Here is a 25004-nt window from a genome sequence, read left to right as displayed (position 1 = left end):
TCAGGGCTTGCCGAACCCGTGCTTGGCCAGGATCGCCTGGCCCTGCGCCGAACGCACGAAGGCGGCAAACCGCTTGGCCTCCGCCGGCTGCGCACTGGCCTTGGTCACCGCCAGCGGATAGGCGATGCGCCCCGCCACCGGCACCGCGAAGGCGCGGCGCACCCGGTCGGGCATCGCCTGCGCATCGGTGGCGTAGACGAAGCCGGCATCCACCTCACCGCGCGCCACGTAATACAGTGACTGGCGCACGTTCTGCGTGGTGATGATCCTGCCCTGCACCGACGGCCACAGGCCCGCCGCCTCCAGCGCGCCCTTGGCATAGCGGCCGACCGGCACGCTGTCCGGGTTGCCCAGCGCGATGCGCTGCACGCCGGCACCGGCAAGGTCCTTCAAGCTACGCGGCGCGGCCTTGGCCTGCGGCGGCACTACCACCCACAGCGCGTTCACCGCGAACACCTCGCGGGTACCGGCCGCCAGCAGGTCCTGCTGCTGGGCCTGGTCCATCGTGGTTTCATCGGCCGACGCGAACACATCCACCGGCGCGCCGCGGCTGATCTGCTGCAGCAGCACGCCGGACGCGGCGAAGTTGAAATCGACCTTGGTCCCCGGGTGCGCCTTCTCATAGGCGGTGCCCAGCTCGCGGAAGCTCTCGGTCAGGCTCGATGCCGCCGACACCGTCAGCTCGGCCGCCCAGGCTGGCACCGTGGCCAGCAGTCCCAGCAACAACAGTCCAGCTCGCATCATCGTCGGCTCCCGGCCAGGTTCAGTTCGGATCGGATTCGTCGGCCACCGCCAGCGCCGCCAGGCGCTCGGGCTGCAGCAGCAGGATCTCGCGCTGCTTCACCGTGATGATCCCATCATCGCTCAGGCGGCGCAGCACGCGGCTGGCGGTTTCCGGCGCCATCCGCAGGTAATTGGCGATCTCGGTACGCGCCATCGTCAGGTTGAAGCGCGTGGCGGAAAAGCCGCGCCGCGCGTAACGCTCGGACATGTCCAGCAGGAACGCCGCCATGCGCTCTTCGGTACGGTGGTTGGCAGCCAGCGTGGCGACCTTGCCGATCTCCGCACTGAGCAGGCTGAACAGCTTGGCCTGCAGCCCCGGCATGCGCGTGGCCAGCAGGCTCAACTTGGGGAACGAGATGCGGCACAGGTGCACGGTGTCCAGCGCCACCGCATTGCAGGGGAAGCGCGAACCGTGGATCGCATTCAGGCCGATCACTTCGCCCGGCAGGCTGAAGCCCAGCACCTGCTCGTTGCCCTGGCTGTCATCAACGAAGGTCTTGACCATGCCGGCGCGTACCGCGGCTATCGAATCGAACGATTCGCCGGCGCGGAAGATGTAGTCACCCGCATGGAACGGACCGACGTGGTCGACCAGCACATGCAGGTCGCCCAGCGCGGTCTTGTCATAGCCCTGCGACATGCAGGCATCGGAAAACGCACAGGTACTGCAGAAGTGCAGCGCGTCGCCATCATCGGCGGCAGCGGGGTTCGGCGTGGCCCGGCCGAGACGGCCCTGGGAAGGCGGATTCGAAGACATCGAGGCAGGACTCAAGCGATGGCGGCCGCCGGCCGGAAGCATGCGGCCATCATACGCCACAGCAACCGTCCTTCTTCGGCCAGCCGCAGCACGCGTGCATCCCACTGCGCCCAGCCGCGCGCCAGCAACGGCGACAACGCCGGCAGCTGCTCGGCGAAGCAGTCCTCGAACGGTTCATCATTACGCCACTCGAATGCAGCCGCATCGAGCGCATGGTCGCAGGCGATGCTCTGTGCCACCTCGGCCGCCATCCGCTCGTCCTCGGACAGGATCAGGCCCGCGGCCACGCCCATGTGACCGGACTGCAACCGCGCCCGCCATTCGCCCAGCTCGTCCTCCAGCCGGTAGAACACTTCGCCGATCTGGCTGCAGGCGGACAGGCCAAGCCCGATAAAATCACTGCGGTCACGCCGTGGCACACCCGCCAGGTCGCAATGGCGCTGGCCGTCGCCCGGGCCATGCGGGTTGGGCAGGTCGCCGCGCTGGTAGTGATCACCACCGATCGGTTCGTAACCGGCCGCGCGCAGCAGGCGCCAGGCCTGCAGCCAGTTTGCGGCGGACGGATGCTGCGGCAGCGCACACGGCGCCGGCAACAGGATGCGCTCGGGCGCTTCGGCCAGCACCTCATGCAGACGCTCGATGAAGCCGATGTCCTCACTGGCGGGCACGCGCAGCTGGTAGTAGCGCGCGGTGAAGCCAACCTGCCGCGCCTGTGCCAGCAGGGTCGGCCCCGGCGCATCCGCACGGTCGATCACGTTCAGGCGGGTGCACCCCACCGCGCGCAGCTGCGCCGGTGACAGCGCGCTCCCGGCGTCCAGCCGCACTTCCACCTGCGGGCGCGCTACCGTGCGCAGGTGCTGCGGCACGGCGTCCAGCAGCTGGCCCAGCTGGGGCGGCGGCAAGGTCTCGGCCAAGCCCAGCTGCAACACCATCGCCACCACTTCGCGGTCCTCGGCCAGGGCATCGGCCTGCAGCTGCAGGGCCAGCAGCAAGCTGTCCAGATACGCCTGCGGCGGCACGTCGCGACCACCGCGACCGGCCTGGAAGCCGAGCGTCAAGCCACGCGGGATCAGGTGCTCGTTGCTGGCGCGCACGGCGGCGCGCCAGCCGCTTTCGCCAAACCCGGTACTGAACTGGTCAGCCCCCGGGAACAGCACATGCCGGGGCTGCCGCAGCAATGCCGCCTGCAGCGCAGTGTCCTCACTCTCATCGACGTGGAAGCTCATGGCAGACATCTTCGGGCGTTCCTCTTCGCGTGGCCCTGATTGAAATCAAGCGTGGCGCATCGGCAGGTTCATGCCGACCAGCGGCCGGCACTACCTTTCCCCCGCTACCCGGTAGTGCCGGCCGCTGGCCGGCAGCCCCTTCACCTGCCGCGTATCCGCTCGGCGGCGGCCGCATCGATGGCTTCGGGCAGGTCGGTCTCGCGGTCGATCTGCGGGAAGTGACGGCGTTCCATGCGGCGGATCGCAAAGTGCATCCACGCCAGTGCAGCCGCCACCAGCACGAACAGCAGCATGAAGCAGCTGCTCCAGATGCCCACCGCATCGTTCAATGCCCCGAACACGATCGGCAGGATGAAGCCACCCAGGCCGCCGATCATGCCGACCACACCGCCCACCGCACCCACGTGCTGCGGGTAGTACACCGGAATGTGCTTGTAGACCGCCGCCTTGCCCAGCGACATGAAGAAGCCCAGCACGAACACCAGCACGGTGAACATCACCACGCCGATGGCCAGATGGAAATGGATCGGGCCATGGATGCCCTTCACCACGTACTCGGTATCCGGGTAGGCCAGCAGGAAGGTGCAGATGGCCGACACGCCGAAGGTCCAGTACATCACCCGCCGCGCCCCCATCCGGTCCGACATCCAGCCACCGACCACGCGGAACAGGCTGGCCGGGATCGAGTAGCACGCCGCCAGCATGCCGGCGTGGCCCACGTCCATGCCATAGGCGCCCACCAGGTAGTGCGGCAGCCACAGCGCCAGTGCCACGAAGCCGCCGAACACGAAGAAGTAGTACAGCGAGAACCGCCACACCTGCAGGTTCTTCAGCGGTGCCATCTGCTCGGCGAACGGCACCGGCTTCACGCCCTCGCGGCGGCGCTGCTCCAGCGACGGGTCTTCCTTGCTGAAGAGGAAGAACAGCACCGCAGTGACGGCCAGCGCGACCGCCCAGACCTTGGCAACCATGGTCCAACCCGCGGCCACCATCACCAGCGGCGCCAACAGCTTGGTCACCGCCGAGCCGATGTTGCCGGCACCGAAGATGCCCAGCGCGGTGCCCTGCTTGCTGGCCGGGAACCACTTCGAGACGTAGGCCACGCCCACCGAGAAGTTGCCGCCTGCGATGCCCACGCACAGCGCGGCGATCAGGAACTGGGTGTAGGTCTGCGCATAGGTCAGCATCCAGGTGGCCACGGCGCCACACAGCATCACCAGCACCATCACCTTGCGGCCACCGAACTGGTCGGACCAGATGCCGAGGAAGACCCGGCTGACCGAACCGGTCAGCACCGGCGTGGCGATCAACAGGCCGAACTGGGTGTCATTCAAACCGAGCTGTTGGCTGATCTGGATGCCGATGATTGAAAAGATCATCCACACCGCGAAGCACACGGTGAAGGCGAACGTGCTCAGCCACAGCGCACGCTGCTGCTGCCCGGCACTGGCGGGGGCAAGGGCCTGGTTCATGGGGTCTCCTCGTTCAATGGGGGTCAGCCGATATCCGCTTCGGCGTCGATCTCGTCCAGCCCGCGCACCGGGTAGCGTTCCTGCAGCTGCAGCAGGTAGGCCTGCACCTCACGCTGCCGCACCTGCAGCTCCAGGTAATCACGCAGCTGTGGCAGCACCGCCTCGAACGGCTGTGGCTGGCCTTCCTCGCGGGCATCGACGCAGACCACGTGGTAGCCCCAGCGCGATTCCACCGGGAAACCGGCCAGGCCCTCGCGCAGGCGGAACACCTGGCGGTCGAACTCCGGCGTGGTCTGCCCGCGCTGCAACCAGCCCAGGTCGCCGCCCTCGCTGCTGGAGGGGCAGCGCGAATGGCGCAGGGCGAAATCGGCGAACAGGTGCGGCGACTCCTTCAGCAGTCCGACCAGCCGCTCGCCTTCGGTGCGCGCGGCGAAGCGCCCGGCCACGTCGTCGGCCGGCGCGGCCAGCAGGATATGGCGCAGGCGCACGCGATCGGGCGAGCGGAAGCGCTCCGGGTTCTGCTCGAAGTAGCGGCGGCAGTCCTCGTCGGTCGGCACGCGGTCTTCGATCGCGTCTTCCAGCAATTGCTGGATCAGCACTTCCTCGTCGCTGACCCGGTTGCCCTCCGGTGCCTGCAGGCCCAGCCGCTGCGCTTCCAGGCGCAGCAGCTCGCGTACCACCAGTGCACGCGCCGCTTCGGCGCGTGACTGTTCCGGGCGCATCGCCCGATGGTGCTGCATCTCGCGGGCGATGTCGGCCTCGCTGATCGCGGTCTCGTCCACGAACAGCCGGCACGGTGCCGGCTGCCCGAGAGAGCGCGGCCCCTGCTCTGCCGCGTCGTGGTGATGCGAATGCGCCTCGGCAGGCACCGGTGCGGCGGAGTCGATCACGGTGATCGGCAGGAATTTCGGCAGGCTGCCCATGGTTTAATCCCGCGGACCGTAGCGCAGCGTGGCCTGGCGGCGGCGCACCACCTGGTACGGCCGCCACAGATAACTGATCGGGATGCTCCACACGTGCACCAGGCGGGTGAACGGCGCGATCAGGAACAGGGTCAGGCCCAGGAAGATGTGCATCTTGTAGACCCAGCTGACGCCCTCGATGTAGTCGGCGGCACCGGCGCGGAAGGTCACGATGTGCTGCGCCCACTCGGCCAGCTGCACCATCACCCCACCGTCCAGGTGGCCGGACGAGATGCGGATGCTGTACAGGCCCAGGCACAGCTGGGCGAACAGCAGCACCAGCACCAGCGTGTCACCGAAGCTGCCGGTAGCCCGTACGCGTGCATTGAACAAGCGGCGAACCAGCAGGATGCTGATGCCGATGAAGCACAGCGCGCCGAACACACCACCGACCACCATCGCCAGCATCTGCTTCTGCGACGAGGTGATGAAGTGCTCGTACACCGCGTGCGGAGTCAGCAGGCCGACCAGGTGGCCGCCGAGGATGGCCAGGATGCCGATGTGGAAGCAGTTGCTGCCGATCCGCATGCCCTTGTCCGACAGCATCTGGCTGGAGCCGGTGCGCCAGGTGTACATGGCCTTGTCATAGCGGGCCCAGCTGCCGATCAGCAGCACCGCCACGGCGATGTACGGGTAGTACTGGAAGGCGAATTGATGCAGGGAGTAACTCATGGCTGGACCTCTCGATGCAAAGGACGGGCCGGCGAACGCACGGGTGGCTTGCAGTCTTCGGAGGGTGCTTCGGCGCCGAAGCGCACCGCCTCCTCCTCCCACAAGCGGTCCATGGCCTCGGCGGTATCGTCGCGGACTTCTTCGCTGGCACGCTGGCGCAGCGCCTGCAGATCGGCCTTGCCGTCACCGGCTTCGACCAGGATCTCGAACAGCACCCGGTGCGGCAGCTCACGCTCGGCGGCACGCGCTGCCAGCATCCCGGCGATATTGCCGATGTGGTGCAGCCACTCGCGGGCCTCGCTGCCGGGGCGATGGGCGAGGAACTCCAGCAGCAGCGGCAGGTAGTCCGGCAGCTCGCGTGCATCCAGTTCAAAGCCGTTGCGGCGGTAGGTCTCGACCAGATCGACCATGGCCTGGCCACGGTCGCGCGACTCGCCATGAATGTGTTCGAACAGCAGCAGGCTCATCGAGCGGCCGCGGTCGAAACTGGCCAGCCACGCCGCCTGCGCATCCAGCGCATCGGTAGCCAGCAGCTGCTGCACGAAGCTTCGCAGCTGCTGGCGGCGGGCGGCGCTCAGCGCCGGGTCGTCGCAGGCGGCGAGCAGCTCCTCGCCGTGCTGCCACAGTTCTTCACGGGGGTAGTCCAGCAGCACCCCGACCAGCTTGAGCACGCTCATCACACCACCTCCTTGCGGCGGTGGTTCGGCCCCTTGTCCACCACGAAGGTGGTGCTCTTGCGCTGGCCGAACAGGTCGGCCGGGCTGTCACCGTTGCAGCCGTTGCCGAAGGTGAAGCCGCAGCCGCCGCGCTCGCCGAAGGCATCGTTGGCGTACTCGCGGTGGCCGGTCGGAATCACGAAACGGTCCTCGTAGTTGGCGATGGCCAGGTAGCGGTACATCTCTTCCACCTGGGCGATGCTCAACCCGGTCTGTTCCAGCACCGCGGTGTCTTCCACGCCGTCCACGTTCTTGGCCCGGCGCCAGGCCCGCATCGCCATCAGCCGTTCCAGCGCGCGTACCACCGGCGCTTCGTCACCCGCCGTCAGCAGGTTGGCCAGGTAGCGCATCGGAATGCGCAGCGAGGCCACGTCCGGCAGCTCGCCGCTCATGCCCACCCGGCCACGTTCGGCAGCCGACTGGATCGGCGACAGCGGCGGTACGTACCAGACCATCGGCAACGTGCGGTATTCCGGGTGCAGCGGCAGCGCCAGCTTCCAGTCGATCGCCAGCTTGTACACCGGCGACTGTTTGGCCGCATCGAGCCAGCTGTCCGGGATGCCCTCCTTGCGCGCGGCGGCGATCACCGCCGGATCGTTCGGATCCAGGAAGATGTCCAGGTGGGCCTGGTACAGGTCCTTCTCGGCGGCCACCGAAGCCGCCTCGGCGATGCGGTCGGCGTCGTACAGCATCACGCCCAGGTAGCGGATGCGGCCCACGCAGGTTTCCGAACACACCGTCGGCTCGCCCATCTCGATGCGCGGGTAGCAGAAGATGCACTTCTCCGACTTGCCGCTCTTCCAGTTGTAGTAGATCTTCTTGTACGGGCACGCCGACACGCACATGCGCCAGCCACGGCACTTGTCCTGGTCGATCAGCACGATGCCGTCTTCCTCGCGCTTGTAGATCGCACCCGACGGGCACGCCGACACGCACGCCGGGTTGAGGCAGTGCTCGCACAGGCGCGGCAGGTACATCATGAAGGTCTTCTCGAAGGCGCCGTAGATCTCCTTCTGCACCTGGTCGAAGTTGTAGTCGCGCGAGCGCTTGCTGAACTCCGAACCGAGGATTTCCTCCCAATTCGGGCCCCACTCGATCTTCTGCATGCGCTCGCCACTGATCAGCGAACGCGGCCGCGCAGTGGGCTGGTGCTGGCTGTCCTTGGCGGTGTGCAGGTTCTGGTAGTCGAAATCGAACGGCTCGTAGTAGTCGTCGATCTGCGGCAGGTCCGGGTTGGCGAAGATCTTGGCCAGCATGCGCCAGCGGCCACCGGCACGTGGCACCAGCTTGCCGGCGCGGGTGCGCACCCAGCCGCCGTTCCACTTGTCCTGGTTGCATTCCTTCGGGTAGCCGATGCCCGGCTTGGTTTCCACGTTGTTGAACCAGGCGTACTCGACGCCCTCACGCGACGTCCAGACGTTCTTGCAGGTGATCGAGCAGGTATGGCAGCCGATGCACTTGTCCAGGTTCAGCACCATCGCGATCTGTGCACGGACCTTCATCACACCACCTCCTTGCTGGCCGATGCCGAAGCACCAGCGGGCTGCTCATCGTCCAACCAATCGATCTTGTCCATCTTGCGCACGATCACGAACTCGTCGCGGTTGGTACCGCAGGTGCCGTAATAGTTGAAGCCGTAGGCCAGCTGCGCGTAGCCGCCGATCATGTGGGTGGGCTTGAGCACGATGCGGGTCACCGAGTTGTGGATGCCGCCACGGGTCCCGGAAATCTCCGAGCCCGGCACGTTGATGATGCGTTCCTGGGCGTGGTACATCATCGCCATGCCCGGCATCACGCGCTGGCTGACCACCGCACGCGCGGCGATCGCACCGTTGACGTTGAACAGCTCGATCCAGTCGTTGTCGACGATGCCGGCACTGCGCGCGTCATCCTCGCTCAACCACACGATCGGACCACCGCGCGACAGTGTCTGCATGATCAGGTTGTCGCTGTAGGTGCTGTGGATGCCCCACTTCTGGTGCGGCGTGATCCAGTTCAGCACGATCTCCTTGTTGCCGTTCGGGCGCTGGTTCAGCAGCGGCTCCACCGTGCGCGTGTTGACCGGAGGCCGGTAGCCCATGAAGGCCTCGCCGAAGTCGATCATCCACTCGTGGTCCTGGTAGAACTGCTGGCGGCCGGTCACCGTGCGCCACGGAATCAGCTCGTGCACGTTGGTGTAGCCAGCGTTGTAGCTGACGTTGTCGTCCTCCAGGCCCGACCAGATCGGCGAGGAGATGATCTTGCGCGGCTGTGCCTGGATGTCACGGAAGCGGATCGCCTCGTGCTCCTTGCCCACCGCCAGGTGGGTATGCTCGCGGCCGGTGAAGGTCCCCAGCGATTCCCAGGCCTTCACTGCGACGTGGCCATTGGTTTCCGGCGCCAGGTGCAGGATCACCTCGGCCGCGTCGATCGCGGTCGAAATGGCCGGGCGACCCTGGCTCACGCCCGCGTCGTGCACGGTGTGGTTGAGCTTGCCGAGGAATTCGACCTCGTGCTTCGTGTCCCAGCTCATGCCCTTGCCGCCGTTGCCCAGCGTGTCCAGCAGCGGTCCCAGCGAGGTGAACTTGCGGTACAGGTTCGGGTAGTCGCGCTCCACCACCGTCATCGACGGCATGGTCTGGCCCGGGATGGCCTCGCACTCGCCCTTCTTCCAGTCGGCCACGCCGAACGGCATGCCCAGCTCGTTCGGGGTGTCGTGCAGGGTCGGCACCAGCACCAGGTCCTTCTCCACGCCCAGCACGCCCGGCGCCATCTCGCTCACCGTGCGGGCGACCTCCTTGAAGATCTCCCAGTCGCTGCGCGATTCCCAGGCCGGGTCCACCGCCTTCGACAGCGGGTGGATGAACGGGTGCATGTCCGAGGTGTTGAGGTCGTCCTTCTCGTACCAGGTGGCCGTGGGCAGCACGATGTCCGAGTACAGCGCGGTGGTGCACATGCGGAAGTCGAGCGTGACCAGCAGGTCCAGCTTGCCTTCCGGTGCCTCGTCACGCCACTTCACCTCCTCCGGCTTGATCGCCCCCATCTCGCCCAGGTCCTTGCCCTGCAGGCCATGGCGCGTGCCGAGCAGGTGCCGCAGCATGTATTCGTGGCCCTTGCCCGAGGAACCCAGCAGGTTCGAGCGCCAGATGAACATCATCCGCGGGTGGTTCTGCTGTGCATCCGGGTCGGCAAACGCGAAGTCCAGCGAGCCGTCCTTGAACTTGCCCAGCGCGTAGTCGGCCGGGGCAACGCCCGCCGCGTCCGCCTCGCGTGCCAGCTGCAGCGGGTTGCGGTCCAGCTGCGGCGCACACGGCAACCAGCCCATGCGCACCGCGCGCAGGTTCAGGTCGGCCAGGCTGCCGCTGTACTTGCTCGCGTCCGCCAGCGGCGACAGCAGCTCATCCACCTGCAGCTTCTCGTAGCGCCACTGCCCGGTGTTGAAGTAGAAGAACGAGGTGCCGTTCATGTGGCGGGGTGGGCGGCTCCAGTCCAGGCCGAACGCCAGCGGCTGCCAGCCGGTCTGCGGGCGCAGCTTCTCCTGGCCCACGTAATGCGCCCAACCACCACCGGTCTGGCCCACGCAACCGCACATGATCAGCATGTTGATCAGGCCACGGTAGTTCATGTCGTTGTGGAACCAGTGGTTCATGCCCGCGCCGACGATGATCATCGAACGGCCATGGGTCTTGTCGGCGGTACGTGCGAACTCGCGAGCGATCTCGATCACCTCGGCGCGCGACACGCCGGTGATGCGCTCCTGCCAAGCCGGCGTGCCCGGCACCATGTCGTCGAAGCTCGATGCCACGTTGCCGCCGCCAAAGCCACGGTCCACGCCGTACTGGGCCAGCAGCAGGTCGTAGACCGTGGCCACCAGGGTGTCGCCGCCATCGGCCAGGGCCAGGCGACGCACCGGGATGTTGCGCTCAAGCACGTCGTCGGCCGGCGCAGCGGTCCAGCCATCGGTCTCGATGCCACCGAAGTACGGGAAGCTCACCGCTTCGATGCCCTCATGGCCATCGGTCAGGCTCAGGCGCAGGCGCGTATCGGCGCCCTTGCTTTCTTTCTCCTCGATGTTCCACTTGCCCTTCTCGCCCCAGCGGAAGCCGATCGAGCCGTTCGGCACCACGATCTGGCCGCTGGTCTCGTCATAGGCCAGGGTCTTCCAGTCCGGGTTGTTGGCTTCACCCAGCCCGCCCAGTTCACTGGCACGCAGGAAACGGCCCGGCACCAGGCGGCCGTCGTCGCGGCGCTCCAGGCGCACCAGCATCGGCATGTCCGAGTACTGGCGGCAGTAGTCCTGGAAATACTGCGAGGGGGAATCGACGTGGAACTCGCGCAGGATCACATGGCCGAAGGCGAAGGCCAGCGCCGCATCGGTGCCCTGCTTCGGGTGCAGCCAATGATCGGTCAGCTTGGCCAGCTCGGAATAGTCCGGGCAGATCGCCACCGTCTTGGTGCCGTTGTAGCGCGCCTCGGTGAAGAAGTGCGCATCGGGCGTGCGCGTCTGCGGCACGTTCGAGCCCCAGGCGATGATGTAGCGGCTGTTGTACCAGTCGGCCGATTCGGGCACGTCGGTCTGCTCGCCCCAGATCTGTGGCGAGGCCGGCGGCAGATCGCAGTACCAGTCGTAGAACGACAGGCAGGCGCCGCCCAGCAGCGACAGGTAGCGCGCACCGGCGGCATAGGACACCATCGACATCGCCGGGATCGGCGAGAAGCCGACCACGCGGTCCGGGCCGTACTGCTTCACCGTGTACAGGTTGGAGGCGGCGATGATCTCGTTGGCCTCTTCCCACTGCAGGCGCACGAACCCGCCCATGCCGCGGCGGGTCTTGTACGAACGCGCCTTCTCCTTGTCCTCCACGATGCTGGCCCAGGCATCGACCGGCGCCTTGCTCTTGCGCGCTTCGCGCCACAGGCGCAGCAGCGTGCCGCGGATCAGCGGGTATTTCAGCCGGTTGGCGCTGTACAGGTACCAGGAATAGCTGGCGCCACGCGGGCAGCCACGCGGTTCATGGTTGGGCAGGTCCGGGCGCGTGCGCGGGTAGTCGGTCTGCTGGGTTTCCCAGGTGACCAGGCCGTTCTTGACGTAGATCTTCCAGCTGCAGGAGCCGGTGCAGTTCACGCCGTGGGTGGAACGCACGATCTTGTCGTACTGCCAGCGGGCGCGGTAGCTGTTTTCCCAGTCACGGCCTTCGCTCTTGGCGAATCCGTGGCCATCGGCAAAGGTCTGGGGGTCACGCTTGAAGAACTGCAAGCGATCGAGGAAATAACTCATCGGGGGTCTCCCTTTGCGGACATCGGCATCGTGGCTGTGTGTGTCATCTGGCTGCGGTGCGTTTTCATGTCGTCAGCAGGGTGTCTCAGCACCGCGCCGGTAGTACCACCACCAGGTCACGGCCAGGCAGGTGACGTAGAAAACAACGAATCCGTACAGCGCCATGTCGGGGCTGCCGGTCAAGGTGATGGACGAGCCGTAGCTCTTGGGAATGAAGAAGCCGCCATAGGCACCGATCGCACCGGAGAAACCGACCACCGCGGCCGACTCGATGCTGGCCTGGTGAGCAGCCGTGGCCTTGCCCTCGGCGTTGTCGTTGGCCGACCAGCGCTCATGCAGGGTGCGGAAGATCACCGGGATCATGCGGAACGTGGTGCCGTTGCCGATGCCACTGAGCACGAACAGCGCCATGAAGCTGAGCAGGAAGCCATGGAAGTTGCCGCCCTGGCCATGGCTGGGCAGGAAGTGCAGCACGCCGAACACGGCCGCGATCATCAGCGCGAACACCCAGAAGGTCAGGCGTGCACCGCCCCAGCGGTCGGCCATGCTGCCGCCCACCGAGCGCATCAGTGCGCCCAGCAGCGGGCCGATGAAGGCGTAGGCCAGCGGGTTCACCTCCGGGAACTGGCTCTTCACCAGCATCGGGAAGCCGGCCGAGAAGCCGATGTAGGAACCGAAGGTGCCGATATACAACCAGCACATCAGCCAGTTGTGCTTGCGGCGGAAGATCACCGCCTGCTCGGAGAACGACGAGCGGGCGCTGGTCAGGTCGTTCATGCCGAACCAGGCCGCGATGGCGCACAGCGCAATCGCTGGCACCCAGATGAAGCCGGCGTTCTGCAGGAACAGCGGTGCCCCACCCTCCACCGTGGGCTGCGGTGCACCACCCAGCGCACCGAACACGCCCACGGTGATGACCAGCGGGATCACCGCCTGCGCCACCGACACGCCCACATTGCCCAGGCCGGCATTCAGGCCCAGCGCCAGGCCCTGCTTCTGCTTGGGGTAGAAGAAGGAGATGTTGGACATCGACGACGAGAAGTTCGCGCCACCGAAGCCACACAGGATCGCGATGGCCACGAACACCCCGTACGGCGTGGCCGGATCCTGCACCGCGAAGCCGAGCCAGAGCGTCGGCGCCAGCAGCGAGGCCGTGGACAGCGCGGTCCAGCGGCGGCCGCCGAAAATCGGGATCACGAAGGAATAGAAGATGCGCAGCGTGGCGCCGGACAGGCTGGGCAGCGCCACCAGCCAGAACAGCTGGTCGGTGCTGAAATTGAAGCCGATCTTCGGCAGGCTGATCGACACCGCCGAGAACAGCACCCAGACCGAGAAGGCCAGCAGCAGCGAGGGGATCGAGATGACCAGGTTGCGGGTGGCAACCCGCTTGCCGGTGCGCTCCCAGTAGCCGGGATCTTCCGGCGTCCAGTCGCTGATGACGCGACCCGGACGGGCAGTGCTGCGGACAACAGGATCGCTACCGACGGTCATACATGGCTCCAAGGCTGTGGAATGACGTAGGTACTGCGTTTCAAGTTGTGACCCGTCGTCATGCAGCCATTAGGCCGCGCAGCAACAACGACGGGGTTGATCTGGATCAATCAGGGACCGGTTTCCGCCGTGCCCCTGACAAATGTCAAACCGGTGAAGCGGTGGTGCGGCGGGTCACCCCGCGCTGGCGCACGCTGTCGCGCACGTCCACATCGAACTGCAGCTGAAGCTGGCTGCCATCTTCCAGGGCAATGTCGAATGGCAGGCCCTCCCGGCACGGCAGCCGCGCCGCCAAGGCCTCGACGGCCAGGCGCGGCAGTACCAGGCGGCAGAAGGTGCCACCGTCCAGCAGCACGGGCTGCTCGCCGCCATGCAGCGACACCGCCATGCCCCAGCCCTCGATGCCGCCAAAGCGGGTCATGTTCTCGACCGATTCACCGGCCAGCAGGCGCGCCAGTTCGGCCTCATCCAGGCGAAGCCGTACTGATTGGTCCCGCAACTGCACTTTCATGACGCAACATCCTCCCATTGTTCGGGGGTATTGCAGTTGACCAGGCAGGCTTCGTCAACGCTTTCCAGCAGCAGCGCGTGCATCTGCAGGCGGCGCTGGAAGGCCTGTACCGAGCGGCGTCCGTCCGCATCATCCAGCATCGCGGCCAGCACGCTACGAGTGGCATTGTCCACATTCAACAGCATGGGAAAGGGATGCCCGTCAAAGATCGTGCACGCGCCCCGCCCCTCGGCGGCCAACCGTTGCAGCAGCCGCGGCGCCAGCAACGGCGTATCCACCGCTACCACCCAGGCCGGGCCATCGGGCATCTGCTGCATCACGCTGTGCAGTCCACCCAGGGGACCGCAGCGCGCCACTTGATCGGGGATGCCGCCGAAGGCCGGATAGTCGCCGCTCACCCACACCCGTTCGGCGCCGGCCTGCAGCAGCAGGCCACGCATGTGTTCCAGCAGCGTGCGCCCCTGCCACGGCAGCAGCGCCTTGTTGCGGCCCATCCGGCTGGACAGGCCGCCGGCCAGCACGATGCCGTGGATGCTCATCGCAGTAGAGCCACGCCATGCGTGGCTGCGTCGGCCGGATTCATCGGGAAGGCCACATCCACGCATGGCGTGGATCTACTGAACCCCGCAGCCATCCAGACATTCGGTGGTAGAGCCACGCCATGCGTGGCTGCACCGGCCAGATGCACCGCAGAAGCATCCACGCATGGCATCGCCCGGGCACCCCGCAGTAGCGCCACGCCATGCGTGGCTGCAGCGGGCTCAATGCTGGTGATCGTGCGCGTGGTCATGGCCATGTGCGGGTTCGTTGTCCGCATGGCACAGGCTGCAGCCCTCGCTCCACTCGCTGTCGCCGTCCTCATAATGTTCCTGCTTCCAGATCGGGCACTGGTGCTTCACCACCTCGATCAACTGCCGGCAGGCCCGGAACGCCTCGTCACGGTGCGGGCTGCCTGCGGCCACCACCACCGCCACATCGCCAATGCCCAACCGGCCCTTTGCGTGAGCCACATACAGCTTCAGCTTCGGTCCAAACGTAGCCTCAACCTCGGCGGCCAAGCGCTTGAACTCGTTCAACACCAACGGCTCGAACAGGTCGTAGGTGATCCCGGTCACCGGCCGGCCGATGTTGACGTCGCGCACCTTGCCGATGAACACGTCGATGCCACCGAACCCCGGATCGGACACCGCAGCGATGCCCTCGGCCGGATCGATCGCCGCCTGCGCGCGGTCCACCACCTTGGCGATGATCTTCTCGCTCATCGCTCAGCCCCCGCTCACCGGAGGCAGGATCGCCACCCGGCCATCGTCGGGCAGCGCTTCGTGGTCACGCAGCACGCGTTGCTGGTCGGCAAATGCCGAGTAGTCCAGCAGGCCGGCGCGGAAACCCGGCCAACGCGTCGGCAGCAGCTCGCGCAGTGCCTGGCGCAAGTCGGCCACGGTGCTACCGGCCACCTCCACCGCGATCTCGCGGCTGGCATCCAGATCGGAAAACGCACCAAACAACTGCAGATTCACCTGTTTCATCATGACTCCTGGCTCGCCAGCTGCACCGGGTCATGGTGACCCCAGCCCTGCACGCGCACGTAAGTGCCAGCGTTGGCCAGGTCTCCCTCGGCCTCCAGCACCACCCAGGCGTTGGCCTGCAGCATGGACATCAAACGGAACGACTCCTGCCCGGACAGCACGCGCGCACTCAGGCGCCCCTGACCGTCCACTTCCACCCGCGCCCGCGCATGGAAGCGCAGGCCCGGCGGCTTGCGCACGTCAGCCTGCAGCGGCAGCTGCAACACGGTTTCCGGTGCCAGCCCCAGCAGACGCCGCAGCACCGGCTCGACGAAGAAGCGCTGGCCCACGGCGGCCGAGACCGGGTTGCCGGGCAGGCCGAAATACAGCGCGCCATTGGGCAGCACCGCAAACAGCAGCGGCTTGCCGGGGCGGATCGCTACCTTGTGGAACACGATGCGCGCACCACGGCCACGCAGTGCATCGGGAACGAAATCGTAGCGACCGGCCGACACGGCGCCAGTGCTGATCAGCAGCTGCGCGCCGGCAGCCAGCGCTTCATCCAGCACCGCATTGAACGCGGCCACGTCATCGCCCACGGTGCCCTGCCAGACCACTTCGGCACCCGCAGCCTGCAGGCGGCCGACCAGATACGGCCGGTTGCTGTCACGGATCTGGCCGGATTCCAGCGTCTGCGCCGCCTCGGTCACCAGCTCCTTGCCGGTGGCGATCACTGCCGCCTTCGGCCGCGCCACCACCGCCACCTGGCCCACGCCGATGGCATGCAGCAGGGTGCGCGCATTGATGTCCAGCACCTGCCCGGCCTGCAGCACACGTTCGCCGTCGCTCACATCCTGGCCGCGCAGACGCACGTTCTGGCCCGGCTTCACCGTGCCCTTCAAGGCGATGCGGGTCGGGCGTCCATCCTCGCTGGCGAGGACGTCCACGTTCTCGACCGGCACCACCGTATCCAGCCCAACCGGCATGCGCGCACCGGTCATGATTTCCCAGGCACCCTCGCCGCCTTCGGCGCCGGCATCGCCGGCCGCCTGCCAACCCTGCACGGCAAATTCGGTACCGGCTTCGAACGTCGCGCCGTTGGCGCGCAGCGCGAAGCCGTCCATCGCCGAATTGTCGAACGGCGGCAGCGACTGCCCACTGATGATGTCACTGGCCAGAGTGCGGCCGCCGGCCTCATGCAGCGGCAGGCGCTCGGCCGGCAGCGGCGTGGCCGCATCCAGCAGGTGCTGCAAGGCTTCGCTGTAGGCAATCATCAGTGGCCACCACCCTCGACCATCGCCAGGGCGTGGCCCAGTACCGGCGCGAGGATATCCAGGCACTGCGCCGCCGCCTTCGGGCTGCCCGGCAGCGCGAACACCAGCATGTTGCCCAGCTGCACCGCCTCGGCGCGGCTCAGCCAGGCCATCGGCGTGTGCTGTGCGCTCAGTGCCCGCACCATCTGCGCCAGGCCATGCACCGGCCGCGCGTTCAAGGAACGCAGCGCCTCCGGGGTCAGGTCACGCGGGCCCAGCCCGGTACCGCCGGTACACAGGCACAGGCGCACGCCCTCGGCCGCCAGAGCCTGCAGGCGGCCCGCCAACGGCTCGATGCCATCGGGCAACACCTCGGCCGCCACAACCTCGCCGCCCAGCTTTTTCACGCCGGCGACCAGGGTCGGGCCGGACACATCCTCATAGGTGCCCTCGCTGGCGCGATCGCTCAGCGTGATCACTGCACAGGCCGCGCCCTCCAGCCCCTTCGGCGCACGCGGCTTGAAGCGCGCGCGCTCGGCATCGTCCATGCCATCCGGGTGCAGCCACACGCCGCGCTTGCCACCTTCCTTGAACAGCAGGCGGATGCCCTCGATGCGCAGCGCCGGTTCCACCGGCTTGCTCAGGTCGTACAGGGTCAGCAGCGCCGCGTTGACGCCAGCCAGTGCCTCCATCTCAACGCCGGTGCGCGCCTCGCTGGCGCACTCGCACCACACGCGGATCGCCTGCCGTTCCGGTACCGGCGCGCAGAACACCTGCACCAGCTCCAGCGGCAACGGGTGGCACAGCGGCATCAGCATCGAGGCCATCTTCGCGCCCTGCAGGCCGGCAATCTCGGCCATCACCAGCGCATCGCCCTTGGGCAGGCGGCGCTCGACGATCAGCGGATAGGCCACCGGACCGGCATGCAGCTCGCCCACCGCCACCGCACGGCGGCGGGTGATGCGCTTGTCGCGGACATCGGCCATATGGAAGGCCGCATTCAATTCCCCACTCATCGTGTTGCTCATCCTCCGATGGAGGCCAGGTGCGGGGTCAGCCCGGTCTGGCCCTGGTGCAGTCCATGCCCGGCCGCTTTCAGGCCAAGCTGTGTGGTGATGCGTGCCAGCAACGCGTCGTGGTCATCGTCGCGCTGCAGCAGCGGGCGCAGCGGCACGCCGAACTCGCCGAACAGGCACAGCCGCAGCTCGCCCTTGGCGGTCACCCGCAGGCGGTTGCAGCCCTTGCAGAAGTCACGCGAATACGGGGCGATGATGCCGATGCTGCCGCGATGGTCGGGGTGGCCGAACTCGCGCGCCGGGCCGGCATCGGCGGCGCGCGGCCGTTCGTGCCAGCCGGCCGCCAGCAGCTGCTCGATCACCAGGTCGGCGCGCAGGTGGTGGCGCTGGAAATAGGCTTCGTTGTCGCCGGTGCGCATCAGCTCGATGAAGCGCACGCTGAAGGGGCGGTCGCGCAGGTAGTCCATCCACTGCGGCAGCTCGTTGTCGTTCAGGCCACGCAGCAGTACCGCGTTGAGCTTGATCGCGGGCAGGCCCAACGCCTGTGCCAGCGCCAGGCCCTGTTCGATCTCCGGCAGGCGGTCATGCCCGGTGATGGTCCTGAAGCGTTCGCGCTGCAGGCTGTCCATGCTCACGTTCAGCGCGGTCAGGCCGGCGCGGTGCCAGCCCGGCAGGCGACGCGGCAGCAGCGTGCCATTGGTGGTGATGGCCACCTTGCGGATGCCCGGCACCGCCGCCACGGTGGCGATGATCTCGTCCAGGTCCTTGCGCAGGCTGGGCTCGCCGCCGGTCAGGCGGATCTTGCTCATGCCCAGCGCGGCGAACGCGCGCACCAGGCGTGCGATTTCATCCACCTGCAGGAAGCGCGGGCGGCCATCGGCCTGGTAACCGTCGGGCAGGCAGTAGCTGCAACGGAAGTTGCAGGCTTCGGTCAACGACAGGCGCAGGTACGGAAAGCTGCGTCCGAAACCGTCGGTGAGTTGGCTCATGGCTGGTCCACCTTGTTGCTCCACCGTCTTGCCTGTGCCCGGAACGGCCCGGAAACCCTCGTCTGCTGGAACGATTGCCAGAGTACGCGGCAGTCAGTTCCATGGGCATGACTTAAATCAATCGTCTTCGGCCCCGCGCGGCAGGCGTTATGGCAGCATGCGGCTTTCCGTGCAGCGGGCGTGTGACAACCCTCATGATGATGAACGATTTCCAGCAGCTGCTGCACGCCGCAGGCCAGCAGGCTGAACCGCAACGCCTGCTGTTCGTATTCGTGCGCGCCGAGCTGCCCGAATCGCCCACCGGTGACCAGCGCGACCGGCATGACCGCCGCGAGGGCGGCACCCTGTCGCCGGTGCTGTGCGTGGACAAGCTGCCGGCCGAGGTGCCCAGCTTCCAGGCGCTGGCGGCCGAGTCGACCACCACCGGCATCGACTGGGACCTGGTCTTCGTGGCCGCGCTGGACGGCCGCGCCGGTTTCGCCCCCAACAGCGACGAAGCTGCGCGCCCGCTGCAGCTGATGGTCAACGCCATCCACGACGGTCAGATCGGCCGCTTCGCCGCCTTCGACCGGGGCGGTGAGCCTGTTCAGTTCTATTGAGCCACCAGCTGCAGAGTCAGGAAGAAGATCACCAGCACGGTGTTCAGCCCCCAGGCCACGGTCAGCCCACGCGCGGCCACGCCCAGGTTGGGGGTGCGCGCGGTGGGCGCCGCCCGCCACACCGCCGGGATGATCCAACCGGTATAGAGCAGCAGCACGGCAAAGACCCCCAGCAGCAGCGTGGTGCGCTGGTTGACCAGGGCCCAGAGGGCTACCGCCCACAGAATGTTGCTGGGAATGACGCCCTGCAGCCAGAACACACTCCAGAGCCGTGAACGCCCCGGGGTATCGGGCGTCGGATGCAGGGAAGCGGTGGCGGTCATAAGTCTCCTTCTGGTTAGGAAACGTGCCGGACCAGCCTGCGCTTGGTGGCTGGGAACGTCAACCCGAGTCGCACGTCACGCTTTGGCGTCTGTAGCGTCGAGCGATGCTCGACTCAGGCCCCTGCGGAGCCTGTCGCCATCGCCCCTTCCCACCCGCGCCCTTCCCTCCCCCAACCTCGACACCTGTCGCAGATTGCACGGTTCGGGCGGATCACCACGCCAGCCAGCGCTGGCGGTGCTTAACAGCGTGGGAGAATGCCGAAAGCGTCTCCAATCGAGTGATGTTTGCAACTCTTCTGATTGGCATTGCACAGCGCCAGGGGCTCAGATGGCGTGCCACCGGAAAAGGGTGGCCGGGCTTCGAACACCCGAGTTGATGTTGATGTATGCGCTTGCCAGCCGGCGTCACCTCAGCGTGGCGCCGGCTGGCAATCCGTCTGCCGGCTATGGCGGGCGGTGCGTGGGGGCGTTCGCGCCCGCCGGCTTGAAGCCAACCCGGATTCGAACCACGTACCGCCCGCCACCTTTCGGGTGGCGGCTACCGATTGCCCTGCACGGAGCCTTGCCATGAACGAATCGGACTTCCCCCATCTGCACGCTTATCGCAGCACCGCCCCTGACGGCGGTTCGCCGCAGGCTGCGCCCGCAGTGGACAGGAACACCTTCATTGCCAACCTCCACCGCATCGGCTCCGGTGCGGCGGCCGATGGCCAACCCTGGCCGGAGCGGCATCAACTGCCCGGCCGCTGCCTGGCCCTGGCCGATGCCGATTGCGCGTTGAGTGGATTGCGGGTGGTGCTGGAAATGCTGCTGGCGGCGGAGCGCACCCGCCAGAACGGCGAACCCGAGCAATACGTGGGCGACCGAGTGATGGAGGGGTTGGTGATGGCCTGCCAGTCGTTGTGCGCGCAGGCGGTGGGGCGGCTGCAGCCCGAAGGGTGAACGCCATGCGCAACGGCCTTCAGTGAGGACCGCCTTCAACAGGCGTCAGTGCTCGCTGAAAGCGCTTCTCAGATCGACGCCGATGATCGGCGAGAAGTCCACCTTCCACAGCTCCAGCTCGAAGAGCTGATCGTGATTATCCAGGCACAGGGTGACTCTCACCGGCACGCCGTCAGCATCGGCAAGCATGGCCGTAGCAATGTCACTGCCGAAAAGCCGGGTCGTGCTGGACAGGAACACCACGCCCCCGAATCCGACGACACCCACATCCTCCACCTGAGCGAGCGCCAGATCCTTCAACAACCGTTCGGACAGCTCGGTCGTCTCCGGCAGCAGCCTGTGGATGAGGGAGACCTCGTCGGGGGTGAGGAATCTGGGCATGGGATGTCCTTCAGGGCACTGCATCCACCATCGGCAGATGCTCGATCCGCCATGTCCTGGCGTAGATGAGAATGACGCTTCCGGTCGAGCTGGTCTCGATACGGAAACACTTCAGGCCGGACAGCGGATAGCCGACCGCCTTCCAACGATCAAGAAGATCGGCGAGTCCCGGCTCGTCATCGTCGACCCTGGCGAACTCTATTCCCTCCTCACCCAGCACGCCGAAGTTCATGAGCGCCGAGCACCCGTAGGCTTCCGGGAAGCAAACGGTTGCCTGCCGGCCATCCGGCCAGCGCACCTGCACCTTTACCTCATCACATACGCCAGGATTGCTTCTGTCGATGTTGATGGCCAGCAGGGTGGCGTCACACCATTCGAGCGCGTTGAAATCTTCATTCATCTACTGGAATCCGTCAGATGCATACGACGGCGGTGCGACCTCGGTCGACCCTTCCTCTCTCTCATCACTCCTGAAGCTCCCCAAGGTTGAGATCCCTGGCATAGGACCACCGACTACTGATCTGAATTTCCTTGGATGCGAACCTTCGACCATCCCTGCATTCGACGGCGAACTGGTAGCTTCTGGGTTCCGGCCCTGCAACGACCATCATGGGGACCGAGAATGTGCTTCCAACCGGTTTCGACGAAACTACGCCTTCGCCTTCCCCAAGCATGCTCAGCTCACAATCGAGAGCGCGAACGTCACCCTGACCTGGCGGCACGCTTCCCGAGACGCACACGATCATATCGCCACCCGATGTTGCACAGTCCGCCAGAACCAGGCCGGTAATGACAGCGGCGGCACACCTCACCTTTGGCATCCCCGAGTCCTCAGTACGCACTGTGAAATCTCACGCCGATAGCCGCTCAAGGACGCATCAATCTCATCAATAGATACCCGCCATGATACGAATGTAGTCGTTGAGCGAGTCCACCCGCCGATCGACAGCAACACCACGTTCCTTAGCGAGCGATTGAAACTCGAATATTAAAACTCCATACCCCGAGTCCCAGTTATGAGCTTCACCAGGCGACAGTTCCTTCGAAAACCGATCTGCGGGACGGAGCTTCCCGGAAGGCAATCGAAGCTCATCTGCAACGTGCTCCAGCAGCTCCATTACGGTTTCCTGATCCAGGCCACTTTCCGCATAGTATTGGTCATAGAAGCCAGTTGGCGACAGCGCCTCTCTTTCTCTCAGTTTGCCTCTCGTTTCCATTCGCCTCTATCCATCGCCTGCGCTGCGGCCACAATAGACCATGGAGCCGATATCCCAGAGCCCCTCCCACACAGTCGTCACCACGGCCACGCGCCCCAAAAGTCTTCCTGCCGAACTCCACGACGCATTCGCTCACAACAGGTGGCGATCTGCCCAAGCAGGCACCACCGTAACTGAGTCACTGGTGGCGTGCTGCCCGCCATGCCGGCCACGCTTCAGCGATCACGCTCACTGCCGACCTCAGGAACAACAGGGCGATCACTGCGCCGACGACAATATCCGGCCAGCCGCGCCCGGTCATGACCACGCCACCTGCGGCCACCAGCACCCCCAGGTTCGCGGCCACGTCATTGCGCGAGCACTCGAACGTGCTCTTCAGGTTGATGTTCAACCTGCGGAAACGCCATAGCAGCGCCAGGCAGGTGAGGTTCGCCACCAGGGCAATGCCACCGAACACCAGCATCAGCGTGCTGGACGGTGGCACCCCATTGACCAGCTTGCCGGCCACTTCGAACACGATGAACACGAAGAAGGCCAGGATCAGCAGGCCCTTGGCCAGCGCCGCGCCCGCCTCCCAGCGCGCGCCCCGGTTTACCGCCCACAGGCTCAGGCCATAGACGATGGCATCCCCCAGCATGTCGACCGCGTCGGCCTGCAGGGCGCTGGATCGCGCGGCAAGGCCCGCGCCGAACTCGATGAAGAACATCGCCAGGTTGATTGCCAGCACCGCCACCAGTACCCGCCGTTGGGCGCTGTGCAGCGCTATCGATGCCAGCTCCTGGCGTTTGTGGCCGCAGCACTGGTCCATGGGGCGCTCCGCCGGGCGTGCCCGGGCTTGAAATGAAAGGGAGCTGCCTTTATCAACCTTGTAGCCCCTACAAGGTCAAGCCCATGACAGCCCCACTCACCATCGGCCAGTTGGCCCGCCAGACAGGCACCAAGGCAGAGACCATCCGCTATTACGAAAAGATCGGGCTGCTGCAGCCGCCGCTGCGCTCGCAGGGCAACTACCGCTGCTACGACGCACAGGACCAACGGCGGCTGGCATTCGTGCGTCGTGCGCGCGAGCTGGGGTTCGCCATCGAGCAGATCCGCGAGCTGATCGCCTTCGGCGAACAACGCGAGCACCAATGCGGTTCGGTGGATGACGTGGTGAAGGCACACATTGCCGACATCGCGCGCAGGATTGCCGACCTGCAGGCGCTGCAGGACGAACTGCAGCGGATGATCGGCAACTGCCCCGGCGGGCGCGTGGCCGACTGCCAGGTACTGGAAGCCCTGCAGCCTGCGCCGGCTAGCTGAGCAGGAACCGCACGCGATTCGGCATCCGCCTTAGACGCCGGTCGCTCCCGCCGCCCGCGCCAGCTCCACCGCCAACGCATCGCCCTTGCGCTCGCTGTAACGATCCACGAGGTAGTCGGCACGGCCGCGGGTGAGCAGCGTGAACTTCACCAGTTCTTCGACCACATCCACCACACGATCGTAATAGGGCGAGGGCTTCATCCGCCCGTCTTCGTCGAACTCCTGCCAGGCCTTGGCCACCGACGACTGGTTGGGAATGGTCAGCATGCGCATCCAACGGCCCAGTACCCGCAGCGCATTGACCGTGTTGAACGACTGCGAACCGCCGCAGACCTGCATCACCGCCAGCGTCCTGCCCTGGGTCGGCCGCACGCTGCCGTCTTCCAGTGGCAGCCAGTCGATCTGGTTCTTGAACACGCCGGTCACCGTGCCGTGCCGCTCCGGGCTGACCCACACCTGCCCTTCCGACCAGTGCGACCACTCGCGCAGCCGCTGCACTTCCGGGTGGCCCTTGTCCACGCTGTCCAGCAGCGGCAAGGCATGTGGATCGAACACGCGCGTTTCGCAGCCCAGATGCTGCAGCAGGCGTTCGGCTTCCAGTGCCAGCTTGCGACTGAACGATTGCGGCCGCAGTGAGCCGTACAGCAGCAGGATGCGTGGTGGCCCCTGGCGTTCGGCGGCCAGCCGCTGGTGGTCAGGCTGGGGAAGCGAAGCTTGCCTCAGATGGGGCAACGAAGGACTTGTGATCGGCTTATTCATTCGACTATTCTAGAAATATGGAAACACCAAATGCAATCGCTGCGCTCACCGCACTCGGGCACGCCACCCGCCTGGCAGCCTTCCGCCTATTGGTCGAAGCCGGCCCGGCCGGTCGCATGGCGGGCGACATCGCCGCAGCCCTCCAGGTCCCTCCCGCCACCCTCAGCTTCCACCTGAAGGAGCTGGTACAAGCCGGCCTGGTCGAGAGCGAGAGCCAGGGCCGCCACGTCTGCTACCGCGCGAATTTCAGCGCAATGACCAGCCTGATCGAGTACCTCACGCACAACTGCTGCGCCGGTTCGCCCAGCGAACAGTGCGCGCCGTCGGGCAATCCCTGCAGCTGCTGATACGGAAACGCCTTCATGTCCCGCTCCATCCTGTTTCTCTGCACCGGCAACAGCGCCCGCAGCGTGCTGGCCGAAGCCACCCTGCGCGCATGGGGCGGCGACCGCTTCACGGCCTACAGTGCCGGCAGCCACCCGACCGGCCAGGTCAATCCGTTCGCGCTTGCACAGCTGCGCGCAGAAGGCATCCCGGTCGCGGGACTGCGCAGCAAATCCTGGGATGAGTTCGCTGATTCCGCCCCCATGGATCTTGTGATCACCGTCTGCGATGCGGCGGCAGCGGAAGCCTGCCCCGTGGTGTTCGGTGATTTCATCCGCAGCCATTGGGGCCTGCCGGACCCGGCCGAGGCAGAGGGCAGCGATGCCGACAAGGCTGCCGCCTTCGCCCATGCGCATGCCATCGTGAAGGCGCGCGTGCAGGCCCTGCTGGCGCTGCCCGGGCACGTGTGGGAAGACCGCGGAATGCTCCAGCAGGCGCTGGACCAGATCGGCCACCTGCTGCCGGCAGCGCGCACGCCATGAGCACA

Annotated in this window: 28 protein-coding genes; 5 read left to right on the top strand and 23 right to left on the bottom strand. The window is 66.3% G+C overall.

What is annotated here, in order from left to right; all coding sequences use genetic code 11:
- The 17 genes from modA to moaA all read right to left on the bottom strand — a co-directional run bounded on the left by modA (position 1) and on the right by moaA (position 18610).
- On the bottom strand, positions 1-744 hold the full coding sequence (gene modA / locus ACXI0D_RS17405) for a molybdate ABC transporter substrate-binding protein (RefSeq protein WP_479642855.1): 744 nt from the start codon (positions 742-744) through the stop codon (positions 1-3).
- Between the two features lie 19 nt (positions 745-763).
- Positions 764-1540, bottom strand: coding sequence for a helix-turn-helix domain-containing protein (locus tag ACXI0D_RS17400; RefSeq protein WP_049444749.1), 777 nt, complete (start codon positions 1538-1540; stop codon positions 764-766).
- An 11-nt stretch (positions 1541-1551) separates the two neighbouring features.
- Positions 1552-2766, bottom strand: a complete 1215-nt coding sequence (locus tag ACXI0D_RS17395) for an oxygen-independent coproporphyrinogen III oxidase (RefSeq protein WP_479642854.1) — start codon at positions 2764-2766, stop codon at positions 1552-1554.
- A gap of 140 nt (positions 2767-2906) precedes the next feature.
- A complete protein-coding gene (locus ACXI0D_RS17390) occupies positions 2907-4238 on the bottom strand; it encodes an MFS transporter (RefSeq protein ID WP_432592016.1) in 1332 nt (443 codons plus the stop codon).
- A 23-nt stretch (positions 4239-4261) separates the two neighbouring features.
- Entirely contained in the window at positions 4262-5161 is a 900-nt protein-coding gene (locus ACXI0D_RS17385) for a peptidylprolyl isomerase (protein WP_432592017.1), read from the bottom strand.
- Positions 5162-5164: 3 nt separating this feature from the next.
- Complete coding sequence (narI, locus tag ACXI0D_RS17380; RefSeq protein WP_479642853.1) at positions 5165-5872, bottom strand: respiratory nitrate reductase subunit gamma; 708 nt, start codon at positions 5870-5872, stop codon at positions 5165-5167.
- Positions 5869-6549: a nitrate reductase molybdenum cofactor assembly chaperone gene (narJ, locus tag ACXI0D_RS17375; RefSeq protein WP_479642852.1), complete on the bottom strand. Its 681-nt coding sequence runs from the start codon at positions 6547-6549 to the stop codon at positions 5869-5871. The genes narI and narJ overlap by 4 nt, the downstream gene beginning before the upstream one ends.
- Positions 6549-8090: a nitrate reductase subunit beta gene (gene narH, locus ACXI0D_RS17370; RefSeq protein WP_479642851.1), complete on the bottom strand. Its 1542-nt coding sequence runs from the start codon at positions 8088-8090 to the stop codon at positions 6549-6551. The genes narJ and narH overlap by 1 nt, the downstream gene beginning before the upstream one ends.
- Positions 8090-11845 carry a nitrate reductase subunit alpha gene (locus ACXI0D_RS17365; protein WP_479642850.1) on the bottom strand — a complete coding sequence of 1252 codons (3756 nt, stop codon included), beginning with the start codon at positions 11843-11845 and terminating at the stop codon, positions 8090-8092. The genes narH and ACXI0D_RS17365 overlap by 1 nt, the downstream gene beginning before the upstream one ends.
- Before the next feature lie 72 nt (positions 11846-11917).
- Entirely contained in the window at positions 11918-13336 is a 1419-nt protein-coding gene (locus tag ACXI0D_RS17360; RefSeq protein ID WP_101765590.1) for a NarK family nitrate/nitrite MFS transporter, read from the bottom strand.
- A 145-nt stretch (positions 13337-13481) separates the two neighbouring features.
- On the bottom strand, positions 13482-13847 hold the full coding sequence (locus tag ACXI0D_RS17355) for a hypothetical protein (protein ID WP_101765591.1): 366 nt from the start codon (positions 13845-13847) through the stop codon (positions 13482-13484).
- On the bottom strand, positions 13844-14386 hold the full coding sequence (gene mobA, locus ACXI0D_RS17350; protein ID WP_479642849.1) for a molybdenum cofactor guanylyltransferase: 543 nt from the start codon (positions 14384-14386) through the stop codon (positions 13844-13846). The genes ACXI0D_RS17355 and mobA overlap by 4 nt, the downstream gene beginning before the upstream one ends.
- Before the next feature lie 222 nt (positions 14387-14608).
- A complete protein-coding gene (locus tag ACXI0D_RS17345; protein ID WP_164117005.1) occupies positions 14609-15109 on the bottom strand; it encodes a molybdenum cofactor biosynthesis protein MoaE in 501 nt (166 codons plus the stop codon).
- A gap of 3 nt (positions 15110-15112) precedes the next feature.
- Positions 15113-15373 carry a MoaD/ThiS family protein gene (locus tag ACXI0D_RS17340; protein WP_049444672.1) on the bottom strand — a complete coding sequence of 87 codons (261 nt, stop codon included), beginning with the start codon at positions 15371-15373 and terminating at the stop codon, positions 15113-15115.
- Positions 15373-16626: a molybdopterin molybdotransferase MoeA gene (locus ACXI0D_RS17335; RefSeq protein WP_479642848.1), complete on the bottom strand. Its 1254-nt coding sequence runs from the start codon at positions 16624-16626 to the stop codon at positions 15373-15375. The genes ACXI0D_RS17340 and ACXI0D_RS17335 overlap by 1 nt, the downstream gene beginning before the upstream one ends.
- Entirely contained in the window at positions 16626-17621 is a 996-nt protein-coding gene (gene moaCB / locus ACXI0D_RS17330) for a bifunctional molybdenum cofactor biosynthesis protein MoaC/MoaB (RefSeq protein ID WP_479642847.1), read from the bottom strand. Before moaCB ends, ACXI0D_RS17335 begins: the two co-directional genes overlap by 1 nt.
- 8 nt (positions 17622-17629) lie before the next feature.
- A complete protein-coding gene (gene moaA / locus ACXI0D_RS17325) occupies positions 17630-18610 on the bottom strand; it encodes a GTP 3',8-cyclase MoaA (protein ID WP_479642846.1) in 981 nt (326 codons plus the stop codon).
- A gap of 194 nt (positions 18611-18804) precedes the next feature.
- Here moaA and ACXI0D_RS17320 point away from each other — a divergent pair, with 194 nt between their 5' ends.
- A complete protein-coding gene (locus tag ACXI0D_RS17320; protein ID WP_049444669.1) occupies positions 18805-19209 on the top strand; it encodes a hypothetical protein in 405 nt (134 codons plus the stop codon).
- On the opposite strand, the gene ACXI0D_RS17315 is transcribed toward ACXI0D_RS17320, so the two are convergent.
- Entirely contained in the window at positions 19203-19532 is a 330-nt protein-coding gene (locus ACXI0D_RS17315) for a hypothetical protein (RefSeq protein WP_119006377.1), read from the bottom strand. The genes ACXI0D_RS17320 and ACXI0D_RS17315 overlap by 7 nt on opposite strands.
- 567 nt (positions 19533-20099) lie before the next feature.
- Between ACXI0D_RS17315 and ACXI0D_RS17310 the strand changes: the two genes are divergently transcribed.
- Positions 20100-20474, top strand: coding sequence for a hypothetical protein (locus ACXI0D_RS17310; RefSeq protein WP_049444667.1), 375 nt, complete (start codon positions 20100-20102; stop codon positions 20472-20474).
- A gap of 45 nt (positions 20475-20519) precedes the next feature.
- Here the strand turns inward: ACXI0D_RS17310 and ACXI0D_RS17305 are convergent, their stop codons facing one another.
- From ACXI0D_RS17305 to ACXI0D_RS17290, 4 genes are all read right to left on the bottom strand, one after another.
- A complete protein-coding gene (locus ACXI0D_RS17305) occupies positions 20520-20855 on the bottom strand; it encodes a DUF6984 family protein (RefSeq protein ID WP_049444665.1) in 336 nt (111 codons plus the stop codon).
- A gap of 10 nt (positions 20856-20865) precedes the next feature.
- Positions 20866-21255: a hypothetical protein gene (locus ACXI0D_RS17300; protein ID WP_049444663.1), complete on the bottom strand. Its 390-nt coding sequence runs from the start codon at positions 21253-21255 to the stop codon at positions 20866-20868.
- 487 nt (positions 21256-21742) lie between these two features.
- Positions 21743-22072, bottom strand: a complete 330-nt coding sequence (locus ACXI0D_RS17295; RefSeq protein WP_152682143.1) for a hypothetical protein — start codon at positions 22070-22072, stop codon at positions 21743-21745.
- Positions 22073-22250: 178 nt separating this feature from the next.
- Positions 22251-22880, bottom strand: coding sequence for a cation efflux transmembrane domain-containing protein (locus ACXI0D_RS17290; protein ID WP_479642845.1), 630 nt, complete (start codon positions 22878-22880; stop codon positions 22251-22253).
- Between the two features lie 83 nt (positions 22881-22963).
- On the opposite strand from ACXI0D_RS17290, the gene ACXI0D_RS17285 reads away from it, so the two are divergent.
- A complete protein-coding gene (locus ACXI0D_RS17285) occupies positions 22964-23374 on the top strand; it encodes a MerR family transcriptional regulator (protein WP_197588454.1) in 411 nt (136 codons plus the stop codon).
- Positions 23375-23404: 30 nt separating this feature from the next.
- Here the strand turns inward: ACXI0D_RS17285 and arsH are convergent, their stop codons facing one another.
- Positions 23405-24133, bottom strand: a complete 729-nt coding sequence (gene arsH / locus ACXI0D_RS17280; protein ID WP_479642844.1) for an arsenical resistance protein ArsH — start codon at positions 24131-24133, stop codon at positions 23405-23407.
- A 17-nt stretch (positions 24134-24150) separates the two neighbouring features.
- Here arsH and ACXI0D_RS17275 point away from each other — a divergent pair, with 17 nt between their 5' ends.
- Positions 24151-24480 carry an ArsR/SmtB family transcription factor gene (locus tag ACXI0D_RS17275; protein ID WP_101765604.1) on the top strand — a complete coding sequence of 110 codons (330 nt, stop codon included), beginning with the start codon at positions 24151-24153 and terminating at the stop codon, positions 24478-24480.
- Positions 24481-24495: 15 nt separating this feature from the next.
- Positions 24496-24999: an arsenate reductase ArsC gene (locus tag ACXI0D_RS17270; protein ID WP_197588457.1), complete on the top strand. Its 504-nt coding sequence runs from the start codon at positions 24496-24498 to the stop codon at positions 24997-24999.
- Positions 25000-25004 lie beyond the last annotated feature (5 nt).

It is taken from the genome of Stenotrophomonas sp. C9D9 (assembly GCF_056491205.1).
Note: the sequence above shows the minus strand (reverse complement) of the source record. Positions and strands in the feature narration are given on the sequence as shown.